Source organism: Bacteroidales bacterium (assembly GCA_035353855.1).
GTDB lineage: Bacteria > Bacteroidota > Bacteroidia > Bacteroidales > CG2-30-32-10 > DAOQAK01.
In genome coordinates, this window is sequence record DAOQAK010000035.1 from 29456 (window position 1) to 42932 (window position 13477).

The following is a 13477-nucleotide window of genomic DNA, read 5'->3' on the forward strand; positions in this document are numbered from 1 at the left end:
ATAAATTTGTTATCATTATTAATTATTATTTTTTATAGCTTCCAGAATAACATCCACCTGCCGTTCTGTTGTAGATAATTTTAATCCAAGTTCTCTGCAATTATTCGACATTTTAATATATTCAGAAGAATTCAAATCCAAAATTCGCTGAACCCCTTCAGCAAATTTATTTAATTCTCCCAACTCTACTCTGTAACCTGTTTCCCCATCAACTACCAAATCCTTTGCCACACCTATATTAAAAGAGACAACAGGAGTTCCACACATTATTGACATATTTACCATAATTGGCCCCGCATCTTGAATAGAAGGACTTACAAAAACATTTGCTGCCTGAAAAGCAGCCGGTAACTCTCTATTTGCATCAAGTAACCCTAAAAATTTATATGGAAATGGTAATGATTCTAATAATGTATCATCACATCGTCCAGCAAGAACTAAAAAAACATCTTCAATATTCTGAGGTTTATATTTTTTTATTAAATTCAATGCATGGATAAGAAGCTTAATTCCTTTTCTTTCCTCGTTAATATACTGAGCACCAAAAAATATAATTTTTTTATCTGTAGGAAGTCCCATTTTTGCCCTTACTTCAATTTTATTATTAGGCTTAAAAATATCAGGATTTATAGGAGCCTGAAGCTTTTTGTTTGTGATATTTTTAAAAATAGAGCTATAATTTATTTCATCCCCGCCAAAAAAAGTTATAAATTTTACCGACTTGAAATACCTTTGTTTAAAAATAAAATTTTTATGTGTAATATCATTTGGATCATTAGATTTAAGAGCCGGGCATTTACCGCATTCATACTTATAACCTTCGCACCCCCAATTATAATGACAACCTCCAGTCATAGGGTTCATATCCGGAAACACCCACAAAATAGGTACTTTGTAAATTATATAGAGCTCATAAATATTTTTGGGATGAATAAAATCTTGTAAAAAATAAAGAATAATTGCATCTGGTTTAATTGAAATTTTTCTTACAATTTGCTTAGTTCTAACAAGTGTTTTATATTGATTTAGGTATAAAAAACAATACTTTGCATCAGCTTTAATATTTTTCACAATGCTAAACTTTGCAAAAAAAGTATATATTTTTCTTTTAAAAAAATTAATTCCCCGCAAATATAATTTTGAAAAACAGCCTACATAAACAGCATTAATATCATTTGTAGCTTTATGAGTATGCAATAGCAACACTTTTGAATTATAGCCTCTTTTCTTTAATTCAAGATGAAAAATTTCAGTCATTATTCCGGATGCTTTAAAATCCGGAGAAGAGATATGTAAAATATTCATTAGCTCCAAATTCCTTTCGCCTTGAAGTGTATTATTTTATGATACTGCATAGGATAAAAAATAAACCCTGGCAACCCTAGTATAGCTGTTGATAGAATAACACCTGATATTCCTATTGTTTTACCCAAATATATTGAAAGAGGTATATTTACTAAAGCACCTATCAATCCTGCAACCAATTGAAATTTAATATGACCAACACCATTTAAAAAAGTACTATATATGGCATTCCATAAATTTATCATAACGTAAAGTGCCATTACTATCGTGATTGACATAGGAACATGAACTGTATTCCCTACCCAAAGAAAATAAAATGTATTAGAAAATAATATCATTAATATTATAGCTCCAATTAAAAGCAACCATATAGATTTTAATTTTTTCATGGAAAGTCTTATCCAGTTTAAATCTTTCTTGGTATAAGCTTCTGTGAATGCACTCCAAAATGGTGTAAGGATAATACTATATACCATTGTAATAATACTAAAATATTTAAAAGCTATATTATATGGAGTTACTTGTTCGGGGCCAAAAAGCTGAGAAATAATAATATTACTAGTTTGATATAATAAAATTACAGCAATTTGCAAACCAAAAAATTTAACCCCAAGGCTCATTAAATCTCTTGCAAATTTAAATCTTACATATTTAAAAGAAGGAGCATAATTTTTATAACTGTGTCCATAAAACCAAAGGCTAGACAATGCTAATACTAATACTGGTGCTGAACTTAATGCTATCCCTAGGTATAGCAAATTTCCTGACGTTGATTTTGTAAGAATAAATATCACAATTAACGAGAATATATTTCCTAATAAATATAAGAATGCAGATTTAGCTGGTTGCTGGTTTGCTGTAATAATTGTAGTTATTAATTGTAATACAAACTGCACACTAAAAAATACAAAAACAATCATAGCTAATAGCGAAAGTTCAGTTGTCATAGTAGAAGGCGTATTTATTATTATTGCCCAATTTAGAAATGGATTAATGAAAATAAATATTACTAAAACAACTCCAATAATTATACTCAAGATAGCATATGTAGTACTAACATATATACGTGCCAATTCATGCTTTCCTTTTGCTAATGCTTCGGCAAATCGATTTCGCAATCCATTGCCAAAACCAATATCAAAAAAACCAAACCATCCAATAACAGAACTTAATGTTAGCCATACACCATATTTTGTCGGATTTATATAATTTATGGTAAGAGGAACTAATAATAAGCTTATAGCTATATTTAACCCTTTTATTATTACTGATGCAGCAATATTCTTTTTAGTTTTTAAACTTCTTTCATTTCCTTGAGTAAAATAATTAATTATAAATTCAGGAAAAATTGATTTTAAATATTTTTTAAGAATAGAAAGCTGATACTTTAAATTCACAGATATTATTTGTTTTTTTGATTATTATTAATTAAAATAACTTTCATGTTTTTTAATAAAATTATACCCACTCCTACACATCCTCCTAAAAATAACATTGTAATTATAATTAAACTTGATTTAGGGCTACTTTTTTTTAAAGGAATTTGAGCAGGATCCATTACATTAAAAACAGGTGTTTCTTCCTGAACTTTAATTTTTGATTGTTCTAATTGTTTCGCTAAAGCACTATATAAACTAAACGATAGATCATATTCGGACTGAAGTCTTTCTTCTTCAGTTTGAACAGAGGCTAATATCACATTTTTATTCCGGTCTTTATATATTGCCAATGCCTGCTGTGCTTCCATATATTTTGCTTCAGCCTCATTCGAACGTGCTTCAACAAACTTTAAATCGGTTTTTGCTTTTTTAGTTCTGTAATCAATTATATATCTCTTAAGGTCTTTTACTACATAACTTGTAACTTGAGCAACAACAAGTGGGTCTTGCATTTCAACACCAATAACAAACTTATTTGATTTTTTAAAATCCTGTTCTGTGCTTATACATCCCGCTAATGCCTCAATAATATCAGACTGTTTCTTTGTAATACGAATAGGTTCTACTGATATATCTTTTAGTGAATCTGATGAAACAACAAGAAGTTTTTTACCTGTAATATTATCATTTTTACCTCTTATCCATTCCATTATTTTTCCGGGCAATCCAATTGTATATTTAGCCACGAAACCTGCTAACGAAGAACGAGTATGCCTGTCAAGATATTGTTCAACAGTTAATGTGGAATCATATTTCGATTCAATAACTTTCTGTTTCATTATTTCAAGCAGGAATGGTGTGCTTTTAATAACTTCAGGATACAAATCAGGCACAAGAGCTTCCTTATCAGTTTTATTCATGCTAATTCCTGCCAATCCTCCAAACTGTTGCAATAAACCTGACATGCCACTTCCACTACTACTGGTTTCAACTACTAAAGTAATTTCTGATTTATATTCTTTTGGAGAAAATATAACAATAAAAATACCTAATACAAAAAAAACAATCATGGATTTTATTATTATTTTTCGTCCACTCCATATTTTTTTTGCAATATCAATTAAATCGATTTCGCTATCTTTATTTTCTTTTTTTGTTTGCGTTTCTGTCATTTATGAATTATTTCAAAATTTATTTTAAAGCATTCACAATTGTTATTATAATCAAAGCTAAAGATGACATAGCTGTCCCAAAACCTATTGCTTCTGTCGTGCTCATACCTTTTTTCAATGTTTTTTGTGGGACGACAATCTCTGCTCCCGGCTCTACTTTAGGATAATTTTTAATAAATAAAAATCGAGATGTTCTTTTTACAGAACCATTAATATTTACAACATATATTTTAGAAGGTTTTGCATCGTCCGAAAAACCACCCGATGAAGAAATATATTTTCTTACTCCGTAGCCTTTCATATATCTTACCACAACCGGGTATAATAATGCTCCGCTTAAACCAACTGTCTGCGGTTCTTTTGGAATTTTTATAACATCTCCTTTTTCTAAGAATAAGTCATACTTAGACCCCGCTTTTTTAAGAATTTTTTCCAGATCAATACTTATTGTTGTTTCTGTTTTATTAATTGTTTGGTCATCTATAGGTAAGGTATCATTCACTCTTTCTTTTAACTTTTCAATATCTTTTAATTGAAGTTTTTTCGCAGCAGAATTTTGTCTTGTTAATCTTGCTCCTTTTACGTATGCTTCAGGAGTAGTGCTTCCAGCACGTTTAATCAAATCTGATATACGTTCGGTTTTAGTTGTTATACTATAAAAACCGGGGAATAAAACTTCGCCATCAACTTTAACAATACTTTGCGATGAATATCCGGGAGATTTACGAATAAAAACATTATCAAAAGGCATTAACTCAAAATTTGATGCGGAATCTGACACTTTCAAATCTTTTGAAATTTGAAATTGATAAACTTCCGCAATTTTATCACTTGATGCTGTAGCATAATTATCTTTTATTCTTCTGTCAACTTCAATCTTTGCATATGATGCAGATTCGAGCAAACCTCCTGCCTTTACTATTAAATCTTCGATGGTTGTATTTTTTGTATAAGGATATTCTCCCGGTACACGGACCTCTCCATCAATTTTAATTGTATATTCTTCTTGTATATCAAATATTGATGATACAGATACAACATCTTCTCTTAATAATAAAGTTTGATACGATTGTGTAGTATCTTTTATTTCTACAGGAATTGTTTTTATTGTCAAATCATCTAAAGTACGATAAATTATAACACGACTTTTAAATGCATCTTCACGCAAGCCACTGGCTTTACGAATCAGTTCACCTAAAGTCGTATTATTGTCTAAAGCAAATATTCCCGGACGATTCACCGCTCCTTTTATTTCAACACGATTCTCGTATTTATTCAAAACTGTGTCAACTGAAACTTCATCACCGTTTGATAGTTTAAATGAATCCTGTTGTATTGATGGTACATCAAAGACTTTATATTGTTTCCCTGTTTTTCTTAATACTTTTACATTCTCAGTATATGCCTTGTCAGTGTAACCTCCGGCATAATAAATTAAATCTTTTAATTTTTCTGAAGTCTTCAAATCAAATAAACCTGTTCGTTTTACTTCACCTTTTATTTCGACACGGTTGTCGTATGCTGGAATAAAAATCACATCTTCGTCCTGAAGCCTCATATTCTTTGGTAGTTCACCTTTTAACAGAAATTCATAAATATCCAGTTCCGCCACAGTCTTGTTATTTCTTATAATTTTCACATTACGCAAGGAACCATTTTCTGAAGGACCTCCTGCTACATACAATGCATTTAATGCTGTAGCTAATGATGATAATGTATATGTTCCGGGAAGTGCAACTTCTCCAACAATATTAACTTTAATACTTCTTACAGCACCAAGACTAACTTTTAAAAATGTATTTCCAATTGATAAACCGGTATAAATTGAAGTAAGCTCTTTTTTAACTTTATTTGTCGCCTGTTCGATTGTCATACCGCTAAGATAAATAGGACCAACATTACTTATTATAATATAACCTTCGGCAGTGATTTTTTGTTCGTATGTTTCCTGGGATGCACCCCACACATCAATTATTAATTTATCACCCGGACCTAACTGATAATTTAATGGAGTTGCAATGTTGGTGCTTGGTTCAAACGTTAACGATTTATTTGTAAACAATGAAAATCCAAAAATTTTATTTGCATAAGGATTTACCTCTTTATCAAGCGAATCATTTTTAACTTCAGCACTACGAGTTCTGCCTGTTGAACTATTATCATCTTTTATAGTAGTCTTTAATTTTGAAATACGGCTTTTAAGTTTAAGAATTTCAGAATCAGACATTCCTTTTGCTTTTGCTAAAGTTTCAATTTGATCTTCTGACATGCCCGACATTCCTGCCTTTTCAGCAATAGCTTTTACTTGCGTATCTGAAAGTTCATCAACTTTTACTTTACTTAAATCGACATTATCTATTTTCTGCGATTGAGAGAAAGCATTATTATAAAATGAAGTAAAAATTACCAGAACAAAAACTATTATAATATTTTTATATTTTTCCATTATATGATTGAATTATTAATTAATGTATTCATTATATACCATAGTAATTCCTTCTTCCAGATTATACTTGTGCTTAAATCCGAATTTATTTAATCTTGAGACATCTAAAAGTTTTTTTGGGGTTCCATCAGGTTTTGAATTGTCCCAATTTATAGTTCCTTTATATCCGACAATCTTTTTAATTAGTAAAGCTAAATCATATATCTTTAAATCAGCTCCTGTTCCTATATTCAGAAATGAGACACCTTCTGTTTTAATTAATTTTTCCGCATCGATATTTTCTAATACATAAACACAAGCCGATGCCATATCATCCACATGCAAAAATTCACGATAAACATTCCCAGTTCCCCATAATGTAACTACAACTTCTGATGATTTTTTTGTAATACCATATTTAGATAATATTTCAATAATCTTATATTCATCAGATGAACCGTCAATAGCTTCAATAGGTTTATTATTCAAATCTTTTTTTATTGCTGACCAATCGTTATTTTCCAAACATTTCCCCAAATGCATTTTACGAATTATTGCCGGAAGAACGTGCGATTTTTCCAAATCATAATTATCATTAGGCCCATACAGATTAGTGGGCATTACTGAAATGAAATTTGAACCATACTGCTGATAATAACTTTCACACATTTTAATTCCCGCAATCTTAGCAATGGCATAAGGCTCATTTGTTTTTTCCAGTTCTCCTGTTAATAAATATTCTTCCTTTAATGGCTGCGAAGCTAATTTAGGATATATGCACGAGCTTCCAAGAAATAATAATTTTTTTACACCATATTTATATGCACTATGAATAATATTATTTTGAATTGCCAGATTCTCGTATATAAACTGTGCACGATAAGTACTATTAGCAAGAATACCACCAACCTTAGCAGCTGCATCAATTACATAATCAGGTTTTTCTTTTTCAAAAAAAGTTTCAACCTCTGCCTGGCGAGTAAGATCAATATTTTCGATTGAAGCAAAAACAAAATTAGAATATCCCTTTGCTAACAAACAACGATGTATTGCAGAACCCACCAATCCTGTATTCCCGGCAATAAAAATTTTTGAATCTTTTTTCATCATTATTTATAAAGCTCTTTTTTTAGCTTTTTTATAATCAGCCTGCACCATTATTTTCACCAAATCTTTAAAAGTAGTTTTTGGCTTCCATCCTAATATATTTTTTGCTTTAGAATAATCTCCTATTAATATCTCTACTTCTGTCGGACGAAAATATTTTGGGTCTATTGCAACCACCTCTTTATTTGATGACTTCAATATTCCAACTTCATCTTTCCCTTTGCCTTTCCAAATTATTTCTTCATCCAAAACTTTAAACGATTCCTCAACAAACTCTTTCACAGTATGAGTTTCATTTGTTGCAAGAACATAATCATCAGGTTTATCAGCCTGCAATACTCTCCACATTCCTTCAACGTATTCAGGAGCATAACCCCAATCTCGTTTTGCATCCAAATTACCAAGTAATAATTTTTCCTGTTGACCTAAAACTATTTTAGCCACAGCAACCGATATCTTACGAGTAACAAAAGTTTTTCCTCGTCTTTCACTTTCGTGATTAAAAAGTATTCCATTGCATGCGTACAAATTATATGCTTCACGATAATTCACCGTAATCCAGTATGAATATAATTTTGCTGCAGCATAAGGACTACGTGGATAAAAAGGTGTCTTCTCACTTTGAGGAATCTCTTGTACTTTCCCATATAATTCTGATGTTGAAGCTTGATAAAAACGAGTTTTCAACCCTGTTTCTTTAATAGCATCCAAAAAACGAAGAGTACCAATTCCATCTACTTCTGCTGTATACTCAGGCACTTCGAATGAAACCTGAACATGACTTTGAGCACCAAGGTTGTATATTTCATTGGGCTGTACCTTTTCAACTAAACGATTCAGATTACTTGAATCTGTTAAATCACCATAATGCAGAAATAACTTTTTATTTAAAATTGAATTATCAGAATAAAGATGGTCGATCCGAAAAGTATTGAAAGAGCTGGAGCGACGAATAATTCCATGAACAGTGTACCCTTTTTCAATTAATAGTTCTGTTAAATACGATCCATCTTGACCTGTAATACCACTAATCAGTGCAGTTTTCATATTAATATTTTGATTTTCCTATTTACAGCTTCGCCCTGTCGGTTACATATTTTTGTCCCAACTTCAAAAGAATTTGCAAAATTAAATATTTTAACTGAAGTTAAGAAAAATATATTTAGCTGACTAAGCTATAATACTGTTTTTCATATAATTCTGTAGTTAAACGAAAATCTAAGATTAATGTTATAGTTTTATTTAAAAAATATCAATAATTATTTTCATTTATTTTGCAATTAAATTTAGAAACGATGCTAACTGAAAATAAAAACGAAATTATTTATTCAAAAAATATAATAGAATTATTAACTGTTGCTAACGAATACTGCCTTTTTACGGAGAAGGCAGAGCAGTACCAGAAAGAAGATATTATTTATTATTATTTAAAAATTTGTCCTCTATTATATTTAAAAGGAATACTTCTTCCTTCTGTTGAAGAATGTGATTTTGAAATTACCGAAAGATATGTAACCGAAGAAATCTGGGAGCATATTTTTATTTCATTAAATAAAAAAATAGGACAGGAAGATAATTTCTTATCATTTAATAACAATGAAGATGTTTCTGAAAAGAATATTATAAAACAAAGTATCTCCGAGCAAATTGCCGATATTTACCAGGATTTAAAAGATTTTATTATTCTTTATCAAAAGAACACTCAGGCAGCTAAAATTAATGCAGTGGCAGAATGTTATCGTTTATTTGCAACGCATTGGGGAAATAAAATTATTAAACTTCAAATGGCATTACATAATATTATTTTCCCAGGTGTACCTAATGAAACTGAAATTTAAATTTCAGTTTCATTATTTTATGTCTTCTAAAAACTTTTTCTTAAAAGTATTAAATTCTTCATCGGTTACAATTCCTAATTCACGCATTCTCCCCAACTTTTCAATTTTCGACATATTAATGTTTACTTTTTCCATCTCATCGTTATATTCCGAATCGGACTGTTGTAAATCATCCAATGAGCCTTCAAGAGTTTTAATCTTTTCATCCAATAATTCATTCCTGTTTTTATAATCCTGTATTTTCTTTTCCAACATTTCAATTTCTTTAACTTTTAATGATATGTCTTCATTTAATTTCGCCATATTCACACGATCGCTATCCGCCTCTTTTAATTTATCGGAATAAATATTTTGTTTATTTTTCAGCTTATAATATTTTGACATGTAAATAACCAGAAGTATCAAAGCAATCGTCAAAATAGCAATAATAAAACCGCCTGTAATATATATCACATAAAGATATCCTGTAACATCATTTTTTTCGCTTTCAATGGAATCTATTTCTGAATTTAAATTTTTGATCTCTGTTGCTTTTTCTTTCAACTCATTTTCATCAGCAGCAAATTCCTTTATAATACGTGTATCAACAATTACGATGTCTTTCAAAATATCAACAATGTCTTTTAAATCATCCCTGGAAAGCCTTTTGCCTGGAATATTTTTTTCAGTATATTTCTGATATAGTAATTCTCGTCTTGACTTTAAGCTATCAATTGGTTCTGCGAATAAAGAGAATTGCCATGTTACTATAAATAATAAAACAAGTGAAATATTTTTCATATTGATGATTTTTATTTTTCAAAAATAAGAAAATATCCGTATAAATATTCTTCAAATAAATTTAATGAATTCCATTTTTATAATTCAACAATTAGTATTTAACAAATATTAATATTTCAGAAAATAAAAAATGTTTATGGTTTTTGTATTTTTGCTAACAAAATAATTAAACTATGAATACTAATATCAGGAACTTTTTACTATTAGCTTTTTTTATTCCTTCCCTACTCTTTGCGGAAAAACCAAAATACGATATTAAAATAAAGTTTGCAAATTTGAAAGACACAACTTGCCTCCTGGGAAATTATTATGGCGAATCACCTCATATAAGTGTTGTAGATACAGCAAAAATTGACTCGAAAGGGCTTTGTGAATTTAAAGGGAATAAAGAACTTTTAGGCGGAATCTACGTTGTAATAATCCCTTCAAAAAAATATTTCGAACTTATAATAAATACAGAAAAATTTTTCTCATTAGAAACCGACACTTCTGATTTTATAGGTACCATGAAAATAAAAGACTCTAAGGAGAACCAGCTTTTTTATGACTATCAAAAATACATCAATATCCAACAAAAAAAGGTTGCACCGCTACGTGAAAGTTTAACCAAATTAAAAGACAATAAAGATTCTTCTAAAATTTTAAAAGACAATATCAATGCGATTGACAAAGATGTACAAAATTATAAACTCAACTATATAAAGCAACATTCCGAAACCTTTCTTGCAAAAGTATTCAAAACATCTATGGAACCCGAACTTCCTGAAGCCCCAATTCTTCCAAATGGCAAAAAAGATTCGTTATATGTTTTTAAATATTATAAAAAACATTTTTTTGACAATGTTGATTTTTCTGATGACAGACTCCTGAGAACACCCGTATTTCACAGTAAAATAAACCAATACATAACAACCCTTACTGTTCAGCATCCTGATTCAATAAATAAAGAATGTGACTCGTTAATTGAAAAAGCACGTGTTAACAAAGAAGTATTTAAATATTTGGTATGGTATTTCACTAACTGGTCAGAAACATCTAAAATTATGGGATTCGATGCAATATTCGTGCATATGGTGGAAAAATATTATATGACAAACCAGGCTTATTGGGTAACCGAAACCAATCTTGAAAAAATTAACAACCGCGCGAAAGTTTTAAAGAATTTGCTATTAGGAGTGAAAATTCCTAATATCACTGTTCAGGATACAAGTGGTGTATATCATACACTCTATAATATTAAGGCAAAATATACCGTGCTCTATTTTTGGGATCCCACCTGTGGCCACTGCCAAAAAGAAACACCAAAATTAAAAGCTTTATACGATAGTCTTAAAATAAAAGGGTTTGATGTATTTGCCTTTTGCACCGATCCTAATATTAACGAGTGGAAAAAATATATAATCGACAATAAACTGGAATGGTTAAATGTGATGGACATACAAAATATTACCGGCTTTCATGCAACCTATGATATTATTAGCACTCCGGTAATTTATCTACTCGATGAAAATAAAAAGATTCTTGCAAAAAGATTGAATGTAGAGCAGTTAAAGGAATTCATGGAAAGACAATTTAAAATTGACGAGAAAAAATAAATTACCTTTATAAATTAATTTTAGAAATATATCAGTTATAAAATTTTAATATGAATACTGAAAACAATCAAAACTGGTATGTTTTAACTACACGCTCCCGTCATGAAAAAAAGTGTGAACAACTTTTAATCAAACAAGGTTTTGAAGTATTTCTTCCACTTCAAAAAGTAATGCGTAAATGGAGCGACAGAAAAAAAATTGTTGAAATTCCTTTATTTTCCGGATACATATTTATTCGTTATGATGAATCAAAACGGTTTCAGGTTTTAAATACTCCCGGTATTGTACGTTTCTTAAGATATAACAATGCTGACGCAACTATTTCCGATACACAGGTTAAAGCAATAGACATCGCTATTAAAGAAATTCCGGACAAACTATATGTAATTGAACAAAACTTTTCTGAAGGTGAAGAAATATGTATAAAATCAGGACCATTTAAAGGATTCTATGGAAAAGTAATTAATTACAACAACAATCGTAAAATAATGATCTCCATTGATTCTATTGGAAAAAGCCTCTTAATTGAAACGAGCAAAACACTTATTGAAAAAATTGAAAAATAAGAAAACATATGCAGGTATTTTTTGTATCTTTGCAAACTATTTTTCATGCTCTTAACTTATATTAAAAATGTAAGTGAAAGGGCGAAGCTATAAATAACTATTTTAAACTTTAATGTCTTATTTAAAAATTAGCAACTCAAGAATACTAGTTACCGGCGGCGCCGGTTTTATAGGCTCCAACCTTTGTGAAGATTTACTAAAATATAATAACGAAGTAATATGCCTGGACAATTTTTCTACAGGCAAACATGAAAATATTGCTGATTTTATTAAGTTTAAAAATTTTCATTTGATCGAAGGCGACATCCGTGATATTACAATATGTAAAAAGGCTGTTGATGGAGTTGAATATGTATTACAGGAAGCCGCATTGGGCTCTGTTCCCCGCTCTATAAATGATCCATTAAACACTAATGATAACAACATTAATGGATTTTTAAATATATTAGTAGCGGCACGTGATGCTAAAGTAAAACGTGTTGTTTATGCTGCCAGTTCTTCTACTTATGGCGACAGTACTGAATTACCAAAAATTGAAGAACGTATTGGTATGCCTCTTTCTCCTTATGCTGTTACAAAATATGTTAACGAATTGTACGCTCATGTTTTTCATTTGAATTATGGGCTGGATATTATTGGACTTCGTTATTTTAATGTATATGGTCGCCGGCAAGATCCCAACGGCGCTTATGCCGCTGTGATTCCTAAATTTGTGATACAACTCATAGCTCATGAATCGCCTGTAATTAATGGCAATGGCACAGTAAGCCGCGATTTCACATATATTGACAATGTAATCCAGATGAATCATATAGCTTCTCTCAATACAAAAGCAGAAGCCATCGGACAAGTTTTTAATACTGCAGTTGGAGAACGTAATGATTTGAATATGCTGGTGAAATATTTAAAAGAATATCTCAGCACTTTTGATCCTGAAATTGCAAATATCAATATAATTTATGGTCCGCAAAGGAAAGGCGATATTCCCCATTCGCATGCTAGTATTGCAAAAGCGCAAAAAATATTGGGTTACAATCCATCACATAACTTACAGCAAGGGTTGAAAGAAGCAGTGAAATGGTATTGGGGAAATATAAAATTAAAATAATATTGAATTACGCAAAACACATTATTTAAAACATTACTAATGCAATTGCATTTATAAAAGAGAACAAGTTTTAACCTAAAAGAAAAGAGCATTCTTTTGCTTTTATGATTTTATTATACCTATTTGAAAAAACTTAAAAAATTCAACTAATTAGGGTCTGCTGATTATATCAATGTTCCAAATATTTCATTTTTCGGTTTCA

At 30.1% G+C, this 13477-nt stretch carries 11 protein-coding genes; 4 read left to right on the top strand and 7 right to left on the bottom strand.

Features of this window, described 5'->3' with window-relative positions:
• Window positions 1-18: 18 nt before the first annotated feature.
• The 6 genes from PKK00_10005 to gmd are packed head-to-tail and all read right to left on the bottom strand — an operon-like array spanning window position 19 to window position 8435.
• On the bottom strand, window positions 19-1305 hold the full coding sequence (locus PKK00_10005; protein HNW98728.1) for a glycosyltransferase: 1287 nt from the start codon (window positions 1303-1305) through the stop codon (window positions 19-21).
• Window positions 1305-2702 (bottom strand): oligosaccharide flippase family protein, encoded by a 1398-nt coding sequence (locus tag PKK00_10010; protein HNW98729.1) that lies wholly within the window; start codon window positions 2700-2702, stop codon window positions 1305-1307. The genes PKK00_10005 and PKK00_10010 overlap by 1 nt, the downstream gene beginning before the upstream one ends.
• Window positions 2703-2707: 5 nt before the next feature.
• Window positions 2708-3856: a Wzz/FepE/Etk N-terminal domain-containing protein gene (locus PKK00_10015; protein HNW98730.1), complete on the bottom strand. Its 1149-nt coding sequence runs from the start codon at window positions 3854-3856 to the stop codon at window positions 2708-2710.
• Between the two features lie 19 nt (window positions 3857-3875).
• Complete coding sequence (locus tag PKK00_10020; protein ID HNW98731.1) at window positions 3876-6302, bottom strand: SLBB domain-containing protein; 2427 nt, start codon at window positions 6300-6302, stop codon at window positions 3876-3878.
• Between the two features lie 15 nt (window positions 6303-6317).
• Window positions 6318-7388: a GDP-L-fucose synthase gene (locus tag PKK00_10025; GenBank protein HNW98732.1), complete on the bottom strand. Its 1071-nt coding sequence runs from the start codon at window positions 7386-7388 to the stop codon at window positions 6318-6320.
• Window positions 7389-7394: 6 nt separating this feature from the next.
• Complete coding sequence (gene gmd / locus PKK00_10030) at window positions 7395-8435, bottom strand: GDP-mannose 4,6-dehydratase (protein HNW98733.1); 1041 nt, start codon at window positions 8433-8435, stop codon at window positions 7395-7397.
• 248 nt (window positions 8436-8683) lie between these two features.
• Between gmd and PKK00_10035 the strand changes: the two genes are divergently transcribed.
• Window positions 8684-9226, top strand: a complete 543-nt coding sequence (locus PKK00_10035) for a DUF5063 domain-containing protein (GenBank protein HNW98734.1) — start codon at window positions 8684-8686, stop codon at window positions 9224-9226.
• A 12-nt stretch (window positions 9227-9238) separates the two neighbouring features.
• On the opposite strand, the gene PKK00_10040 is transcribed toward PKK00_10035, so the two are convergent.
• Window positions 9239-10006, bottom strand: a complete 768-nt coding sequence (locus PKK00_10040; protein HNW98735.1) for a hypothetical protein — start codon at window positions 10004-10006, stop codon at window positions 9239-9241.
• Window positions 10007-10179: 173 nt separating this feature from the next.
• On the opposite strand from PKK00_10040, the gene PKK00_10045 reads away from it, so the two are divergent.
• The 3 genes from PKK00_10045 (at window position 10180) to PKK00_10055 (ending at window position 13275) form a co-directional block, all read left to right on the top strand.
• Window positions 10180-11601 carry a DUF5106 domain-containing protein gene (locus PKK00_10045; GenBank protein HNW98736.1) on the top strand — a complete coding sequence of 474 codons (1422 nt, stop codon included), beginning with the start codon at window positions 10180-10182 and terminating at the stop codon, window positions 11599-11601.
• 50 nt (window positions 11602-11651) lie between these two features.
• Window positions 11652-12167 (top strand): UpxY family transcription antiterminator, encoded by a 516-nt coding sequence (locus tag PKK00_10050; protein HNW98737.1) that lies wholly within the window; start codon window positions 11652-11654, stop codon window positions 12165-12167.
• 112 nt (window positions 12168-12279) lie between these two features.
• A complete protein-coding gene (locus PKK00_10055) occupies window positions 12280-13275 on the top strand; it encodes an SDR family oxidoreductase (GenBank protein ID HNW98738.1) in 996 nt (331 codons plus the stop codon).
• The last annotated feature ends 202 nt before the right edge of the window (window positions 13276-13477 follow it).